The sequence below is a fragment of the Rhodococcus sp. 15-2388-1-1a genome (assembly GCF_002259145.1).
Taxonomy (GTDB): domain Bacteria; phylum Actinomycetota; class Actinomycetes; order Mycobacteriales; family Mycobacteriaceae; genus Rhodococcoides.
In genome coordinates, this window is record NZ_NPFP01000022.1 from 77,998 (window position 1) to 94,616 (window position 16,619).

Sequence of the window (16,619 nt, forward strand, 5' to 3'; positions counted from 1 at the left end):
CGGCTCCAGCCTGTGTACTCGATCATGTCAGCGCCCATAGCGGCGCAGATAGCGCCCTAACGGTACCGGAGTGCCCGGTGGCGAGAAGAATTCACGTGTGCAGCCGCTTTCCCGGGATCGCCGCCAACAGCTTCTTGGTGTAGTCCGCCTCCGGCGATCTCAGGATCTTCCACGGTGTCCCCTCTTCCACGATCGCCCCGTTGCGCAGCACCACCACGCGGTGCGCAACGCGGTCGACCACGGCGAGGTCGTGGCTGATGAACAGGCACGCGAAGCCGAACTCCTGCTGCAGTGCCTCGAACAGGTCGAGCACGGCTGCTTGCACCGAGACATCCAGTGCGCTGGTCGGCTCGTCCGCGACCACCAGATCGGGTCCCAGCACCAGTGCCCGCGCCAGGCTGACGCGTTGCCGCTGCCCACCCGAGAGCTCGTGTGGGTAGCGCTTGTCGGTGCCCGACGGCAGTTGCACGGCGTCGAGCAGTTCGGTCGTCCTCGCGGCGATCGCGTCCTTGGAGCCGTACTTGTGCACGATCATCGGCTCGGCGATGCACTGTCCGACGGTCAGCCGGGGGTTCAGTGAGGCCGACGGGTCCTGGAAGACGAACCCGAATCGCTTGCGCAGCGGCTTGAGCTTGCGTTCGCTCACCCCCGCGATGTTCTGCCCCATCACCGTCACGCTGCCGCTGGTCGGCTTCTGCAGTGCTGCGACGCATCTGCCGATAGTGGACTTGCCCGAGCCGGATTCGCCCACCAAACCGAGGGTTTCGCCGCGGTGGATGGTCAGCGAGACGTCGTCGACCGCCCGGAAGGCGGGCGAGCCGACGCCGCCGGAGAACTGCACCACCAGACGTGAGACGTCGAGTACCGGTTCGCCCGAGGTGTCGACGGTCTTGTCGGACTCCACGGCGGCGAGAGTGGGCACCGCGGCCAGCAGCTTCTTGGTGTAGTCGTCCGCGGGTGCGTCGAAGAGCTGCGCCACCGGAGCTTCCTCGACGACGCGACCGTTCTGCATGACGACGACGCGGTCCGCCAGATCGGCGACGACGCCCATGCTGTGGGTGATGAGCACGACGGCGCAGCCGAGCCGGTCCTTGAGATCGCGGAGCAGCTCCAGGATTTCGGCCTGCACCGTGACGTCGAGGGCCGTGGTCGGCTCGTCGGCGATGATGACTTTCGCCTCGCACGAGATGGCGATCGCGATCATGACGCGTTGCTTCTGCCCACCCGAGAGCTCGTGTGGGTAGTACGAGAAGCGCTGCTCGGGGTTGGGCAGACCCACCATCGTCAACAGTTCGACGGCCCGCGTCTTGGCATCCTTCGCGGACATCCGCTTGCCGTCACTGCCCGAGTGCGCGCGCAACGCTTCGACGATCTGATACCCGATGGTGAAGAGCGGATCGAGGGCGCTGCCCGGCTCCTGGAACACCATCGAAATCTTGTTGCCGCGCAACTGCGCCCACGCCTTGTTGCTCAGCCTCGTCACGTCCTGGCCACCGAGCACCACGTGGCCCTCCACGCGTGCGGTGTCGGGTAGCAGTCCGATGGCGGATCTGACGCTGACGGATTTACCCGATCCGGACTCGCCCACCACGGCCAGGACTTCACCGGGATACACCTCGAACGAGACCTCGGTGACGGCATCGACCTCGCCGGCATCGGTGAGGAACGTGACGGACAACGACTTCACCGACAGTGCCGACTCGCGTGGAGTTGCAACGCTCGATGTCATACCTTCACCGCCTTCTTGAACTTCTTGCGGGTGCGCAGCAGCGGATTGAGTGTCTCGCTTGCACTTTCGCCCACCATGGTCAGGCCGAGCACAACGAGCACGATGCCAAGGCCGGGGAACACCGACGTCCACCAGATGCCGTTGGAGATATCGGGCAGCGCCTTGTTGATGTCGTATCCCCACTCCGAGGCGGAGGTGGGCTCGATGCCGAATCCGAGGAATCCGAGTCCGGCGAGGGTCAGGATGGCCTCGGCACCGTTGAGGGTGATGATGACCGGCAGCGTCTGCACCACGTTGGCGAGGATGTGGCGGAACAGGATTCGCGGAGTTCCGGCCCCGGTGACCCGTGCGGCGTCGACGTACGGTTCGGTCTTGACCGCCACAGTGGCGTTGCGTACCACGCGGAAGTACTGCGGCACGAAGATCGCCGTGATGGCGATTGCCGCGGACGCGATACCGCCGAAACTGGACGACTGTCCGCCTGCGACGACGATCGAGATGACGACCGCGAGGAGCAGCGATGGAAAGGCGTACATCGCGTCCATGAACAGCACGAGCACGCGGTCGAACCAACGGCCGATGTAGCCCGAGGCGAGGCCGAGCGGAACGCCGATGATGAGCGAGAGAATCAACGACGACGCGATCACCATCAATGCTGTTCTCGCACCGTAGATCACGCGCGAGAACACGTCCTCGCCGCGGACCGAGGTGCCGAACCAATGCTGCGCGGACGGGGCTGCCTGGCGGGCGAAATCCTGCCCGGCATCGCTGGTCTGCGAGAACCCGTACGGCGCGAGAAGCGGAGCGAACACTGCCGCGATCACGAACCCCACCATCAGGGCCAACCCGACGATCAGGGTGACGCGTTGCAAGCCCGACGTGGACTTGACGAACGCGACGCCGGGAAATCCCCGACGGTGCGGGCGGGTCGGAGGAACGTCGGACAGCACGACTTCGGTGCTCATCAGAACCTCACTCTCGGGTCGATGAGTGCGACGATCGCGTCGGTGACGAAGCTGACGACGGCGACCACCACGGCCAGGAACGTCACGATGCCCTGCACCGCAACGAAATCGCGAGCCTGCAGGTATCGGGCGAGTTCGTAGCCCAGGCCCTGCCACTCGAAGGTCGTCTCGGTCAGCACCGCGCCGCCGAGCAGTACGGCGATCTGCAGACCGATGACGGTGACGATGGGAATCATGGCGTTGCGGAACGCATGCCGTCGCGTCACCGTGCCCTCGCTCAATCCGCGAGCGCGCGCGGCGTCGACGAAGGGTGCCTGCAGGGTCTGAATCAGGTTGACGCGCACCAGTCTCAGGAACACTCCGGCCGTCAGCAGACCCAGGGCGAGAGCGGGAAGTACCGCATGCTCGAGCACGTCCACGATGTAGCTCGGCTCGCCGTACAGGAACGAATCGACGATGAGAATGTTGGTCTTGGGCGAGACGTTCTGCAGTGCCAGTTCCACATTCGTGCTCGCTCGTCCCGCCACCGGCAGCCAGCCGAGCTTGACCGCGAACAGCAACTTGAGCAGCATGCCGACGAAGAACACCGGAGCCGCGTACGCCAGGATCGCGAAGATCCGCAGCGAGGCGTCGCCGAATCGGTCCCGATGGGTGGCGGCGAAGAAGCCGAGCGGGATGCCGACGGCGAAGGCGACCAGCAGTGCCCAGAACGCCAATTCCAGTGTGGCAGCGCCGTTGACGAGCAGAACGTCACTGATTGCGCGATTGTCGGTGGCCGAGCGGCCGAAATCGCCGCGCAGCAATCCGGTCAGGTACTCCCAGTACTGCGTCAGGATCGGCCGGTCGTACCCGGCCTCGGCCTTGCGCTGAGCGATCTGTTCGGCGGGCAGGCGGCCACCGAGGGCCGCGGTGATCGGATCACCGATCACCCGCATGAGAAAGAACACGACGGTGACGAGAATCCAGGCGGTCGGAATGATCAGCAGAAATCTGACCCCGAGATAACGGGCGAGCGCGCCGTACCGTGACGGCGCGCTCGCCTGCTGTGCTTGCTTCTCGCCCTCTACCGTCGTGCTGTCGGTAGTGGGCACGCCGTCAGCTCTTGGCGAGAGTGACGAAACGGAACTTGAACGAGGCGTCGAGAGTCTCGTCCACACCGCTGATCTCGTCGGTGGCGACGGCGATCTGCTTGCCTTCCAACAACGGAAGCGTCGGCAGGAAGTTCGTCGCGAGCTCGGTCTGAATCTGCCCGATGATCTGCATCCGAGCATTCTCGTCGGCGGTCGTGCGTTCGAGATCGAGCAGCGAGGTGATGGCCGGGCTCTCGAAGTGCGACTGCAGGAAGTTGTCGGGCCCGAAGAACGGCGTCAGGTAGTTGTCTGCATCGGGGTAGTCCGGGAACCAGCCCAGCTGGTACACCGGGTAGGCGTCGGCGACGCGTTCCTTGGTGTACGTGCTCCACTCGGTGGACTGCAGGTTGACATTGAACAGGCCCGTCGCGTCGAGCTGGCTCTTGATCGCGGCGTATTCCTCGCTCGAGCTCGAACCGTAGTGGTCCGGGTTGTACTGCAGGTTGAGCTGCACGGGAGTGGCGATGCCTGCGGCAGAGAGGAATCCGGCCGCCTCGTCACGATTGGGCGTGGTGCCGTAGACGTCGCCGAAGGCGGTGTTCGCGCCGGCCAGACCGGTGGGGACCACGGAGTACAGCGGGGTGTACGTACCCTTGTAGACGCCGTCGGACAGCGCCTGACGATCGACCGAGGCCGCAATTGCCTTGCGCACGGCCAACTTCTGCTCCGGGGTGTCGCCGGGCATCGTGTTCATGTTGAACACCATGTAGCGCGATTCACCGCCGGGTCCCTCGTGCACCGTCAGACCGTCCACGCTGCCGAGCGATTCGACGTCCGTCGGGGTCAGCGAGCGCCATGCGACGTCGATGGCCTTGTTCTGCACGTCGAGCTTGAGGTTGTCGGAGCTGGTGTAGTACTTGACGTTGATCGACGACGTCTTCGGGGCTCCGAGAATTCCCTGATAATCGCCGTTCGCGGTGAAGCTGACGAGGGAGTTCTTCGCGTAGCTCGCGATGGAGTACGGGCCCGCGAACGGCGTTGCAGCCACGATGGCGTCGTCGTCGAGAACGGAGTCTGCCGGGAACACGGTCTGATCGACGATCGGGCCTGCCGGAGTCGCCAGAATCTGCGGGAACGTCTGGTCGTTCGCTGCCTTCAGCGTGAACTCGACGGTCTTCTCGTCCGGCGTCGCGATGCTGTCGAGGTTCGTCAGCAGCGATGCGGGCCCGTTGGGATCGTTGATGGCGACGATTCGATCGAAGGAGAACTTCACGCTCTCGCTCGTCAGCGGGTTGCCGTTCGCGAACTTCAGATCGTCCTTCAGCGTGCACGTGTAGACGGTCGGCTCGGCGAAGTCGCAGCTCTCGGCGACGTCGGGCTCGAGCTCGGAGCTACCGGGCGCGAAGTTCATCAGGAAGGGATACGTCTGGTTCATCACCATGAACGAGCCGTTGTCGTACGAGCCGGCCGGGTCCAGTGACGTCACCTGGTCGGTGGTGCCGACCGTGATGGTCTCGCCGCCGCCGCTGTCGCCGGATCCGCCGGCGTCGTCGGTGCGGCCCGAGCCACAGGCTGCCGCAGTCAATGCGAGTACCGACAGTGCTGCCACTGCAGCGGTCTTCTTGCCGTGCTTGCGCACGGCCCTGATGGGTCCAGCGGTCTTCGATGCCGCGCTGTAGCGCTGCATGCGTCCGTCGTCGGGCGACAGGGTCATCTGAAAGCCTCTATCCAATCGGTGTGTCCTATGTAACTCGGGACAGTACCGACGGACTGTTTCCAATATGTGGCATTGAGAAAACCCCGCTGTTCCCTCGCGGGAACGCCCAGCTCACGGACGACTCAGAGCACTCACATTCGCGTCGTTGTCCACCGGCTGCCCGGCGGCCGAAGCCAGCAGACCCTCGAGAACGTGCTTGCCGAGCGCATTGTCGGCAGGCAGATCGATCGGGTACTTGCCGGTGAAACATGCTGCACACAAGCGCGATTCAGGCTGCTCGGAGGCAGCGATCATGCCGTCGATGGAGATGTATCCCAACGAATCGGCTCCGATCGCCTGCCGAACGCCCTCGAGAATCCCGTCCTCGGAGTCGACACCGTTGGCGATCAGCTCTGCGGGAGAAGCGAAGTCGATGCCGTAGAAGCAGGGCCAGCGCACCGGTGGCGACGCGATCCGCACGTGAATCTCCAGCGCACCGGCCTCACGCAGCATCCTGATCAGGGCGCGCTGAGTGTTGCCGCGAACGATCGAATCGTCCACCACCACCAGCCTTTTGCCCCGAATGACCTCTTTGAGAGGATTGAGTTTGAGCCGGATGCCGAGCTGGCGAATGGTCTGCGACGGCTGAATGAACGTGCGCCCCACGTAGGCGTTCTTCATCAGGCCCTGGCCGTAGGGGATGCCGGAGCCCTGCGCGAAACCGACCGCAGCGGGAGTTCCACTCTCGGGCACGGGGATAACCAGGTCGCCCTCGGCCGGATGCTCCTTCGCGAGGCGTCGTCCGATCTCGACTCGCGTCGAGTGCACCGAACGACCACCGATGACGCTGTCGGGCCGAGCGAGGTAGACGTACTCGAACACACAGCCCTTGGGCTCGGGGGCTGCGAATCGCGAGGACCGAACACCGTCGGCGTCGATCGCGAGCAGTTCACCCGGCTCGATGTCGCGGACGAACGCGGCACCGACGATGTCGAGTGCCGCCGTCTCGCTGGCAACCACCCAGCCGCGATCGAGGCGGCCGAGGCACAGCGGGCGCACGCCGTGCGGGTCACGCGCGGCGTAGAGGGTGTGCTCGTCCATGAACGTCAGACAGAAGGCACCCTTGAGCAGCGGCAGCAGTTCCATCGCCGCCTGCTCGATGGTGCAGTCGGCAGCCTTGTGCGCCAGCAGCGCGGTCACCACGTCGGAATCCGACGTGCCGTTGCCCTGCAGCCGGTCGCTGATCAACCCTGCGTCGCGCGCCTTGGTGGCGAGCTCGGCGAAGTTCACCAGATTTCCGTTGTGGCCGAGCGCAATCCCGGTGCCGGCGGTGGTGGTGCGGAAGATCGGCTGCGCGTTCTCCCACGTGACCGATCCACTGGTGGAGTAGCGGCAGTGTCCGATGGCGACGTGCCCGGGCATCGCGCCGAGTGTCTGCTCGTCGAACACCTGGCTGACGAGACCGAGATCCTTGAACACCAGCACCTGGGAGCCGTCGGACACTGCGATGCCTGCAGCCTCCTGACCACGGTGTTGCAGCGCATAGAGACCGTAATAAGAGAGCTTGGCCACATCCTCGCCCGGTGCCCATACTCCGAACACTCCGCACTCCTCGCGCGGCTCGTTCTCCGGTTCGTCGAGCGGTTTGCCTACCAGAAGATTCGGACTGTCGACCGACAAATCGGCGTTGGTCACGGGCATTGCTCCCTTGGGGGTACGGGGCGGGGGGCCGTGCCCGAGTCTACGGGCACACGGCCGGAGTCAACGCATCGTGTGTACGGGAGATTCCCAGCAGGTGAACCCGTGTCCGATTTCGAGCGAATCACCTGATGGACAACAGTGGCAGCCAGCGACCCACTTCGGCTGCTCTGCTGCCCGACGCATCGATCGAACCGTCGGCGAGAGCCTCGGCGAAATCGCGGATTCCGGTGACCACCTGCAGCCACGTCAGCGCATCGGTTTCGACCACGTTCGGCGGGGTTCCCCGCGTGTGTCGCGGCCCCACGATGCACTGCACCGCGACGAACGGCGGCACCCGCACCTCCACCGAGGATCCGGGCGCATTCTGGCCCAGAGTTCTGGCCGTGGTGCGCACCGCGGCGGCGATCTGTGCCCGCGCCGGCTTGTCCGCCTCACCCCTGATCCATTGCTCGACGGCCAGAACGGCGTCGCGCACCTCGGCGGGGCCGACTTCCTTGTGCGGTGGCATGGTCGATCAGCCCCTCTCTTCGTCGACGGACGCCAGATGCGCCAGCACGGCACCGCTCGCGTTGAGAAAGTAATGCAGCAGCGCCGGGGCGAGCACACTCCCGCTGCGGGCTCGCAGCCACGAGAACACCACACCGGCCGCCGCCGTCGCCGCGACCGTTCCGAGCACGGTGTCACCCGCAGCACGAGCGGGGTGAATGTGCCAGAGTCCGAAGAAGATCGGCGACAGAGCAGGGGACGCGGCGTCGAGCACACCGCGGAAGAGCAACTCCTCGGTGACGACGGTCCCCACCGGAATCCGAAACAGGACCCACTCGGCCAGTTCGTCCTCGGACGGCCGGACCCGGCGTCGCAACGCGGGAACTGCGGCCACGACGGCGGATCCGAGCACCGGCACCGCCGCCGCCGCAGCGCCCCACTTCAGGCCGGCGGCAGTGTTGCGCAGACCGAGTTCCGCCGCGCTCGTTCGGGACAGTGCAGCAACACCGACGGCGAACGAGGCGTTGGCCACCGCCCGCCGACGTGCGTCGAGACCGAGCGCGGGAAGGAGGTAGGTACTCCACGCCGTCGTCGCGAGTCCGATCAGAACGGGTCGTCCCGCAGGCTCAACTCCGGCCGTCAGTGCGGTTCTCACTTCTCCGGACCGTCCCGGCCGGCGAACTGCTCCATGACGCCGCGAACTCGTTCGGTGTCGCGCTCGGTCCACCCCTCGGGCGCGGCGACGGCCACCCAGCCGTCGAGCACGAGGGTTCCGTAGTTGTGGCCGTGCCCGTCGGGGACGCCTGCGGCGTTGGTCAGATCGGCGGCCACCTGCCAGAAGGTGACGACCGGGAACCAGCGCATGCTCGGCAGCCGGTCCGGTCCCGGTGGCTCGGACAGCCAGTCGGGGCGCTCGAACAGCAGGTCCGGTGACCACCACACCACCGGATCCGACGCGTGCTGCACGTACAGGATTCGCGGCTCGTACCAGGGCTGATCCTCCGGCGGGATGCCCGACGAGTTGTCGGCGAATCGGACCGTCAGTCCTTCGGAGTAGACCGGCCGAACCTCCGGGCTTCCCGGGTCGCGTCGGCTGACGAACTGACTCCAGATTCGGTTGTTGTTCGGCGGCCCCACCCACAGCACGCCGTCGGCGGTGGCCCTGATGTCGGCCAAACCGTCGAAAGCGCCCTCCCCCGCCTGGGTACCGAGGCTCTCGCCGTAGACGTAGAACTTGGGGCGAGTGGACTCGGGTTCCTGCAGCCACCGGTCGTGCACCTTGTCGATCAGCGCTCTGCCTGCCTGCGCGGCCTTGTCCCCCTCCGCAATGAAGGAGATCCAACTCGGCAGGTACGAATACTGGGATGCGACGGTGGCGACATCGCCGTCGAACATCAGCTCTTCGGCTTCGATGGCGGTGGGATTGACCCATCCGGTTCCGGTGGTCGGGACGACCACGAGAGCCGCTCGCTGGAATGCCCCGGTGCGTTCGAGTTCTGCGACCACGATGTTCAGTCGCTCGTCCTGGGTCTCTGCGGTTTCCAGGCCTGCGTATGCCCTGATCGGCTCGAGGCTCGGACGGCCCGTGGCCCGCTCCATCTCGTCGGCACGCAGCCCGCTGGAGACGAAGTTGCGACCCTCGAACCCGAGGGTGTCCCACGGTGCCAACGAGTTCGGGCTGCCGGAACGTTCGTCGGCAACGGGTTGCTCTGCGCCGTCCCGGGTTTCGTCGTTCTGCAGACTGAACGCGGAATTGGTGACCTCGGAGACCGCGCGCAGCAATACGCCCTGGACCAACGCGACGGACAGCACCACGAGGACGACGACCCCGAGCGCATTGGCCACTTCGCGTGGCATCTTGACGATGCGGTTGATCTGACGGGCGAGCAGGCGAACGAGGTCACGCAACACCCGCCACACCGAAATCAACAGCGCCGCAATGGCGATACTGAGCGCACCGGTGCGGAAGTACCCCGTCGTGGTGGTGCCCTCCGCGTCCATCAGTGCCGCCAGCTCACGCTGCCATTCCGCCGAGATCGCCAGCATGATCATCGATGCCGCGATCGCCAGGACGGGTACGGCGACCTTGACGGCCAGCTCGACCTTGCGCGGCAACGGCCACCACGATCGGGACGAGAGCCACCAACGGGTCACGGCCCAACCCACCGCGACGCCGAATGCGTAGCCGATGGCCGCGTTGATACCGCCGATGATGCCCTGGAACAACCATCCGCGAGGGAGCAGGGACGGAGTCAGCGACCAGCAGAAGAACAACGCGCTGAACGCGATTCCGGTGAAGTCGAGGCGCAGCAGGCCCCAGGCCCACATGACGAACGGGTGCTTGGCGGATGAGGGGACGGAGAACTCGACCGAGGGCAGGTGGTACCGATGATGCTGGTCCTGCTCGAGTGTCGCGTCGACCTCGCCCCGGCGCTGCTCCGATGTGCGTCCCCCCACCTCGGTCAGCCGAAGAGTCTGGGAAGAGTGCTCTCGAACGTCTCGCGCAGCTCCGTCATCGGGACGGAGAACTGCCCTTGGACCTCGATCGAATCCGAGCCCTCGTCGACGACGCCGATGCGCGCCCACGGCAGACCGCGGGCGGTGCACATGCCGGTGAAGCGAGTTTCTTCCGTGCGCGGAACGGCGACCAGTACGCGACCCGAGGACTCGGAGAACAGCGTCACGAACGGATCGGCACCCTCGGGAAGGATGATGCGGCAACCGGTTTCACCGGCCAGAGCAGCTTCGACGACGGCCTGCGCGAGACCACCCTCGGACAGATCGTGTGCCGCCGAGACCAGTCCGTCACGCGAAGAGGAGAGCAGAATGTCTGCGAGCAGTTGCTCGCGAGCGAGATCGACCTTGGGCGGAACGCCGCCGAGGTGATCGTGCTCGACCTGCGCCCAGATGGATCCGTCGAACTCGTCGTGGGTGTCGCCCAGCAGAATCAGCGTCTCGCCGGGTTCGAGGCCGAGACCGGTCGGGATGCGGCGATGCACGTCGTCGATGACGCCGAGAACACCGACGACGGGCGTCGGCAGGATCGGCTCGGCACCGGTCTGGTTGTAGAAGCTGACGTTGCCACCGGTGACGGGAATGCCGAGGGTGACGCAGCCGTCGGCCAGGCCGCGCACGGCCTGCTGGAACTGCCACATGACGCCCGGATCCTCGGGTGAGCCGAAGTTCAGGCAGTTGGTGACGGCCTTGGGGGTCGAGCCGGTGACAGCGACGTTGCGGAACGCCTCGGCCAACGCGAGCTGCGCACCCTGATACGGGTCGAGTGCGGTGTAGCGACCCGATGCGTCGGTGGCCAAAGCGATTCCGCGACCGGTCTTCTCGTCGATGCGGATGACGCCGGCGTCGGCGTTCTCGGCGAGGACGGTGTTGCCGCGCACGTAGCGGTCGTACTGCTCGGTGATGAAGCGTCGGCTGCACAGCTGCGGTGAGCCGATCATCTTCAGCAACGTCGCCTTCAGCTCGTCACCGGTTTCCGGACGCTTCAGCGACGCCGTGGTGTTCGCGACCAGATCGTCCTGGGTGGCAGGTCGCTGCACGGGACGGTTGTACACCGGGCCCTCGTGCGCGACGGTCTTCGGCGGAACGTCGACGACGGTGTCGCGGTGCCAGGTGATCTGCAGGTGCTCACCGTCGGTGACCTCACCGATGACCGTGGCCAGAACGTCCCACTTCTTGCAGACGGCCATGAATGCATCGACGTTGTCGGGAGTGACCACCGCGCACATGCGCTCCTGGGATTCGCTCGACAGCACCTCGGCAGGAGTCATGCCGGTGGCGCGCATCGGCACCTTCTCCAGCTCGATGTGCATGCCGCCACTGCCCGCGGACGCCAGTTCCGAAGTGGCACAGGACAACCCGGCGCCGCCGAGGTCCTGGATACCGACGACGAGCTTGTTGGAGTACAGCTCGAGGCAGGCTTCGATGAGCACCTTCTCGGTGAACGGGTCGCCGACCTGCACGGCCGGCAGCTTCTTGCGGCCCCCGCCGGTCTCGTCTCCGTCGAAAGTCTCCGACGCGAGTACGGACACGCCGCCGATACCGTCGAGACCGGTGCGTGCACCGAACAGAATGATCTTGTTGCCCAGGCCCGACGCGAACGCGAGGTGCATGTCCTCGACGCGCATGACGCCGGCACACAGAGCGTTCAGCAGAGGGTTACCGGCGTAGGAGGCGTCGAACACCGTCTCGCCGCCGATATTCGGGAGGCCGAGGGAGTTTCCGTAGCCGCCGACGCCTGCGACGATGCCGCTCAGGACGCGGCGCGTGTCGGGTGCATCGGCAGCACCGAATCGCAGCTGGTCCATGACGGCGATCGGGCGCGCGCCCATGGCCATGATGTCGCGGACGATGCCGCCGACACCGGTGGCTGCACCCTGGTAGGGCTCGACGTACGACGGGTGATTGTGGCTCTCGACCTTGAACGTGACGGCCCAGCCGTCGCCGACGTCGACGACGCCCGCGTTCTCACCGATACCGGCGAGCATGGGCTTACGCATCTCGTCGGTGGTGGTCTCACCGAAGTACTTCAGGTGCACCTTCGAGGACTTGTACGAGCAGTGCTCGCTCCACATGACGGAATACATCGCCAACTCGGCGTCGGTGGGCCGACGGCCGAGGATTTCCTTGATGCGGACGTATTCGTCGTCCTTGAGTCCGAGTTCCTTGTACGGCTGCGCTACGTCGGGGGTGGCGACGGCGTTGGAGACAGTGTCTGTGGGTACAGAGCTAGCGGACACGAGGAATAGGTCCCTTCGATGGAGCGAAATGCCAGGGAGAGTCTATCGGGACCCTGCGACATGTACGGCATCGGTCGTGCAGGGCTGTGATTCGTTCGTGCGAACATCACCTGATGGACATCGCGCTGACCGAGAACGATCTGGACGAAACGGGCGTCATCGACCCGTCGATGGTGGCCAAGGGAGTCGACGTACCACCCAAGGCCGTCGTCTGTTTCTTCTCCGAGGTGATCGACAGCATCTGCGCGAAGGGCGACGCCAGAGTCGTCTCGATCATGCGCTCCGAGCACGGCGAACACCCCGTCTACGAGATCGAACGGAACGGGGAGAAACTTGCCGTCTTCCACCCCGGCGTCGGCGCTCCGCTGGCCGCACTGTTCCTCGAAGAGGCCATCGCGATGGGATGCACCCAGTTCGTGGCCGTCGGCGGCGCGGGGGCACTGTCCGACGACCTGGGCATGGGACACGTGATGGTGGTCGACAGCGCCGTCCGCGACGAGGGCACCTCGTTCCACTACCTGCCGCCGGGACGGGTCGTCGACGCCGATCCCGCCGGCGTGGCCGTGCTGCAGTCGGTGCTGACCGACGCCGGAGTCGACTTCGTCACCGGCCGCTCCTGGACGACCGATGCCCTCTACCGCGAGACCCGTGCCCGCGTTTCCCGCCGCGTCGACGAAGGCTGCCGAACGGTCGACATGGAAGCCTCGGCCTTCTGCGCCGTCGCCCGATTCCGCGGCGTGCGATTCGCGCAACTGCTGTACGCGGGTGACTCCCTCGCCGCCGACTGGGATCACCGCGGCTGGACCAAGGCCACGACAGTGCGCGAACAATTGTTCTGGCTCGCGGCCGATGCATGCCTGCAATTGAGCCCGGTCTAGCCGAGCTCGGGTCTTCGATATACGGGTTCACGGATCCCGGGTCACTGGCTCACCCCCCTCCGGCCCCGCAAACGCGCGCGCGTTTGCCATACGCGCGCGAAATCGCCCCCGCACAGGTCACGAATCCACGCGCACCTGACGAATGCGCGCGCGTTTGCGATCGCCGATCGGACTCAGGCAGGGGCGAGGAATGCCGCCAGCGCGTCGGCGTAGGACTTCACGTCACTGGCTCCCATCAACTCTCGCGACGAGTGCATGGCCAGCTGCGCTGCTCCGACGTCCACCGTCGACAGGCCGGTGCGCGACGCGGTGATGGGTCCGATGGTCGAGCCGCAGGGCAGATCGGCGCGATGTACGTAGCGCTGCAAGGGAACTCCGGCCTGATCGCAAGCGAGCGCAAAGGCACCGGCACCCGCGGAATCCGTTGCGTAACGCAGGTTCTGGTTGACCTTGAGCACCGGTCCCCCACCGAGTTCGATGCGATGCGCGGGCTCGTGCCGGTCCGGGTAGTTGGGATGCGTCGCGTGCGCCATATCGCCTGAGGCACAGATGGATCCGGCCATCGTGCGGAGGAAGTCCTCACGGCCACCGCCGCGTCCGAGCACGATGCGCTCGAGCACGGTGTTCAGCAGATCCGAGAACGCGCCGCGATCGGACATGCTGCCGACTTCCTCGTGGTCGAACAGTGCCAGCACCGGCGTGACAGCGGTCGGATTCTCCACTGCCGCAAGCAAAGCCTGGGTCCCGGCATAGCAGGTGCCCTGATTGTCCAGACGCGGCGCACTGACCAATTCCGACTCGACACCGACGACGGCACTGGGCGCGAGATCGTGCGTCATCAACTCCCAACCCAGTACCGAATGCGGGTCGACGCCTTCTCGCTCGGCGACGTATGCAATGAACGATTGTGGCGAATTACCGACGCCCCAAATGGCATTGACGTGTCGCTGCGGGTCCAGGGTGACGCCCTTGCGATCCTCGGAGAGGTGGATCGCGAGCTGCGGAACTCGCAGAATCGGCTCGTCGACCTTCACCAGTACCTCGCGCACCGCGTTTCCGTCGCGCACACTCAGCCGGCCGGAAATACCCAGATCGCGATCGAGCCAGGAGTTCAGCCAGGCACCGCCGTACGGTTCGAGGCCGACCATCTGCCAGCCCGCGGATTGCAGATCGGGATGTTGCTTCACGCGAAGGTTGGGGCTGTCGGTGTGTCCGCCGACGATACGGAAAGGGCCATCAGGAGTGGAGCCTGCGGAACGACCCGAATTACTGCTCTCGGTACTCCATGCGACCAGCGATCCGCCGCGAACGAGGTAGTAGCGGCCCGGCTCCGTCGGCCAGGCATCGGTCTCCTCGAGGCGCACGAAACCGGCGTCCTCGAGTTGCACCGAGACCGTGTTGCAGACATGGAACGGAGACGGCGAGACGTCGACGAAGTTGCAGAGACCGGTTGCGGAGGCGTGAGTCGACATGGGAACCATTGTGGCAGCCGCCGCGTCGAACACCTCGAGAGCACACACCGACCGGGGGGACAACGTCATGAAATTTCATTCTTCACCTGACTACGGCGCAGTTCATGCGACCACATTCGCCATCGTGCGGATGAAGACGATCGAAGCATTTCGCAAGCGCGGGGTGGTGGTTCACCGCGAGGACGCGACGACTTTGGCGGTGGGCTCGGGCGTTCGCATGTCACTGAACAATGTGTTCGCCCGGTGCTCCGGGGTGAGTCGATCGGCGTGGGACGGCATCATCGCCGGCCATGTCGATCTCATGATCGAGACGATGCGCGAGGCGGATCCCACGTTCATCACCGGACTGTCGGACGACGAGTTCCACTCGAGGCTGCGCGAGCGCGTCATCGCTCCGTCTGCCCTGGCGGCCATGGGTGAGCGCGAGTACGAGTATTCCGTCCCGCTACTCGACGTGCCGGGCGCACCGCGACGGGTACTGAACCTGTCTTCTCCGAATCGCGCTGTGACACTGGCAGATCGGCATCTCGTCGGCCGAGACCTGAACGCCGCCTGGGCAGCCGGCCGAAGGAACACCGCAGCGCTGAAGTTCGAGGACGGCCGAATTCTCAGCAGAAACAGCATCGACATCGAGGTCCTCAGCGGCGATTCGATCTACCTCGCGTCGAAGGTCGCCGATATGTCCACGCTGATCTCCGCACACCTCGGCGAATGTCTGTACGGCGTAGTGTTCGTCGTTCCCAATGCCTATGAGTTCATTTTTCACCGGCCGCGCAACGCCGACAGTGCACTCACGGCAGCGGCCGCACTCGCCGAACTGGCGGACGTGTTCTCACGTGACACACCGAGCCCACTGTCACGCTCGGTGTTCTTCTGGCGAGACGGCGAGTACTGCGACGTATCGCACGGCCCAACGGGCATCTTTGCCTCTACCTTGGCGGAGCTGCGAGCGTGTGCGGCCTGACCGCGATCACGTGCCGGTAGACCCGCTATTCGGGCGGCGGAGTGGTGGGCCGTCCGGCGGCAGCGTCGCGAATCCAGTCGGGGACGGGTTGATGATCGCGTTCGGCCATGGTGATGTACGCGCGGGCAGCGGCAGCGGCGACCGTTGGACGTGGTGCTTTGATGTTGCGTTCGTCGGTGGTGGTCATCGCGGGTCCTCCTGCTCGCTCTCGCCGTCAGTGTCCTCGGTTTCGCGCGGTTGCGCCAGTGCGCGACGTGCAGACCGGCCCGCAACGGCCAGTAGCACCTTGCGTTCGGTGCTGGTGATGAGCGGGGAGTCGGTGACCGTCGCAAAGACGTCCCAGCCGAGTTCCGCTTCGTCATCACTGTCACTGACGGTGTGGTCGAGGCACCAGGCGATCCGCTGCCAGGCCTGGGCCCGTTTGTCGGCGACGGTGCGCTGACGAATGGTGAGAGCGACTCCGACGACGGCGAGGACTCCCACGACGAGAGTCACCCACGCTTGGGCGGGCATCCGCTACTCAGTGCGAACCGGACACGCAGAACACGTTGCCGTCGGGATCGGTCAGGGTCACCCAGCGAAAGTCGCCCATGGTGTGTTGCGCAACCTCACGTGCACCCGCCTCGATCAGGCGCGCGACCTCACCGTCGAGGTCATCGGTAGTCATGTCGAGGTGGACGCGATTCTTGCCGTGCGTCGGGTCGTCGATCTTCTGGAAGGCCATTCGATATGGTGCCGCAGCGAGCGCGACGACGTAGAACCAGCCGTCGTTCTCCTCCACGATCGTGCCGTCGACCTGCGCCGCCCACCAGTGAGCGAGTGGTCCGGGATCGGTGGTGTCGAACGTGATCATGCCCAGCGTCAGTGTCATGGCGGCACGATATCGGCGACCACCGACAGGTTG

At 65.5% G+C, this 16,619-nt stretch carries 15 protein-coding genes; 2 read left to right on the forward strand and 13 right to left on the reverse strand.

The window, feature by feature from the left end:
- Window positions 1-91: 91 nt before the first annotated feature.
- The 9 genes from CH302_RS14970 to purL all read right to left on the reverse strand — a co-directional run bounded on the left by CH302_RS14970 (window position 92) and on the right by purL (window position 12,401).
- Window positions 92-1,729 (reverse strand): ABC transporter ATP-binding protein, encoded by a 1,638-nt coding sequence (locus CH302_RS14970; protein ID WP_037194583.1) that lies wholly within the window; start codon window positions 1,727-1,729, stop codon window positions 92-94.
- The gene (locus CH302_RS14975) at window positions 1,726-2,694 is read right to left on the reverse strand and encodes an ABC transporter permease (protein ID WP_037194582.1); all 969 of its coding nucleotides are present in this window, start codon (window positions 2,692-2,694) and stop codon (window positions 1,726-1,728) included. Before CH302_RS14975 ends, CH302_RS14970 begins: the two co-directional genes overlap by 4 nt.
- On the reverse strand, window positions 2,694-3,680 hold the full coding sequence (locus tag CH302_RS14980; RefSeq protein WP_170945747.1) for an ABC transporter permease: 987 nt from the start codon (window positions 3,678-3,680) through the stop codon (window positions 2,694-2,696). Before CH302_RS14980 ends, CH302_RS14975 begins: the two co-directional genes overlap by 1 nt.
- A 109-nt stretch (window positions 3,681-3,789) precedes the next feature.
- Window positions 3,790-5,478 (reverse strand): ABC transporter substrate-binding protein, encoded by a 1,689-nt coding sequence (locus tag CH302_RS14985; protein WP_094633014.1) that lies wholly within the window; start codon window positions 5,476-5,478, stop codon window positions 3,790-3,792.
- A gap of 114 nt (window positions 5,479-5,592) precedes the next feature.
- A complete protein-coding gene (gene purF, locus CH302_RS14990; protein WP_037194761.1) occupies window positions 5,593-7,155 on the reverse strand; it encodes an amidophosphoribosyltransferase in 1,563 nt (520 codons plus the stop codon).
- Window positions 7,156-7,282: 127 nt separating this feature from the next.
- On the reverse strand, window positions 7,283-7,669 hold the full coding sequence (locus CH302_RS14995; protein WP_037194580.1) for a sterol carrier family protein: 387 nt from the start codon (window positions 7,667-7,669) through the stop codon (window positions 7,283-7,285).
- Between the two features lie 6 nt (window positions 7,670-7,675).
- Window positions 7,676-8,302 (reverse strand): CPBP family intramembrane glutamic endopeptidase, encoded by a 627-nt coding sequence (locus CH302_RS15000; protein ID WP_230596431.1) that lies wholly within the window; start codon window positions 8,300-8,302, stop codon window positions 7,676-7,678.
- Window positions 8,299-10,026: an alpha/beta hydrolase gene (locus tag CH302_RS15005; RefSeq protein WP_255138268.1), complete on the reverse strand. Its 1,728-nt coding sequence runs from the start codon at window positions 10,024-10,026 to the stop codon at window positions 8,299-8,301. Before CH302_RS15005 ends, CH302_RS15000 begins: the two co-directional genes overlap by 4 nt.
- Before the next feature lie 83 nt (window positions 10,027-10,109).
- A complete protein-coding gene (gene purL, locus CH302_RS15010) occupies window positions 10,110-12,401 on the reverse strand; it encodes a phosphoribosylformylglycinamidine synthase subunit PurL (RefSeq protein ID WP_037194575.1) in 2,292 nt (763 codons plus the stop codon).
- Between the two features lie 113 nt (window positions 12,402-12,514).
- On the opposite strand from purL, the gene CH302_RS15015 reads away from it, so the two are divergent.
- Window positions 12,515-13,279, forward strand: a complete 765-nt coding sequence (locus CH302_RS15015) for a nucleoside phosphorylase (protein ID WP_230596429.1) — start codon at window positions 12,515-12,517, stop codon at window positions 13,277-13,279.
- A gap of 173 nt (window positions 13,280-13,452) precedes the next feature.
- Here CH302_RS15015 and CH302_RS15020 read toward each other — a convergent pair whose 3' ends face one another.
- Window positions 13,453-14,760, reverse strand: coding sequence for a M18 family aminopeptidase (locus tag CH302_RS15020; RefSeq protein ID WP_037194573.1), 1,308 nt, complete (start codon window positions 14,758-14,760; stop codon window positions 13,453-13,455).
- A gap of 58 nt (window positions 14,761-14,818) precedes the next feature.
- On the opposite strand from CH302_RS15020, the gene CH302_RS15025 reads away from it, so the two are divergent.
- Window positions 14,819-15,715 (forward strand): hypothetical protein, encoded by an 897-nt coding sequence (locus CH302_RS15025; protein WP_037194755.1) that lies wholly within the window; start codon window positions 14,819-14,821, stop codon window positions 15,713-15,715.
- Between the two features lie 25 nt (window positions 15,716-15,740).
- Here CH302_RS15025 and CH302_RS30090 read toward each other — a convergent pair whose 3' ends face one another.
- Genes CH302_RS30090 through CH302_RS15035 form a run of 3 tightly spaced genes read right to left on the reverse strand, consistent with a single transcriptional unit; the run spans window position 15,741 to window position 16,586 of the window.
- On the reverse strand, window positions 15,741-15,902 hold the full coding sequence (locus tag CH302_RS30090; RefSeq protein ID WP_155288495.1) for a hypothetical protein: 162 nt from the start codon (window positions 15,900-15,902) through the stop codon (window positions 15,741-15,743).
- Window positions 15,899-16,228: a hypothetical protein gene (locus CH302_RS15030; protein WP_037194571.1), complete on the reverse strand. Its 330-nt coding sequence runs from the start codon at window positions 16,226-16,228 to the stop codon at window positions 15,899-15,901. The genes CH302_RS30090 and CH302_RS15030 overlap by 4 nt, the downstream gene beginning before the upstream one ends.
- 7 nt (window positions 16,229-16,235) lie before the next feature.
- Window positions 16,236-16,586 (reverse strand): VOC family protein, encoded by a 351-nt coding sequence (locus CH302_RS15035; RefSeq protein ID WP_037194569.1) that lies wholly within the window; start codon window positions 16,584-16,586, stop codon window positions 16,236-16,238.
- Between the last annotated feature and the right edge of the window lie 33 nt (window positions 16,587-16,619).

Bases quoted from the DNA above. Each gene is read 5' to 3' on its own strand.
- CH302_RS14970 (WP_037194583.1), bottom strand. From the start codon at position 1,729: ATGACATCGAGCGTTGCAACTCCACGCGAGTCGGCACTGTCGGTGAAG.
- CH302_RS14975 (WP_037194582.1), bottom strand. From the start codon at position 2,694: ATGAGCACCGAAGTCGTGCTGTCCGACGTTCCTCCGACCCGCCCGCAC.
- CH302_RS14985 (WP_094633014.1), bottom strand. From the start codon at position 5,478: ATGACCCTGTCGCCCGACGACGGACGCATGCAGCGCTACAGCGCGGCA.
- CH302_RS14995 (WP_037194580.1), bottom strand. From the start codon at position 7,669: ATGCCACCGCACAAGGAAGTCGGCCCCGCCGAGGTGCGCGACGCCGTT.
- CH302_RS15015 (WP_230596429.1), top strand. From the start codon at position 12,515: ATGGACATCGCGCTGACCGAGAACGATCTGGACGAAACGGGCGTCATC.
- CH302_RS15020 (WP_037194573.1), bottom strand. From the start codon at position 14,760: ATGGTTCCCATGTCGACTCACGCCTCCGCAACCGGTCTCTGCAACTTC.
- CH302_RS15025 (WP_037194755.1), top strand. From the start codon at position 14,819: ATGAAATTTCATTCTTCACCTGACTACGGCGCAGTTCATGCGACCACA.
- CH302_RS30090 (WP_155288495.1), bottom strand. From the start codon at position 15,902: ATGACCACCACCGACGAACGCAACATCAAAGCACCACGTCCAACGGTC.
- CH302_RS15030 (WP_037194571.1), bottom strand. From the start codon at position 16,228: ATGCCCGCCCAAGCGTGGGTGACTCTCGTCGTGGGAGTCCTCGCCGTC.
- CH302_RS15035 (WP_037194569.1), bottom strand. From the start codon at position 16,586: ATGACACTGACGCTGGGCATGATCACGTTCGACACCACCGATCCCGGA.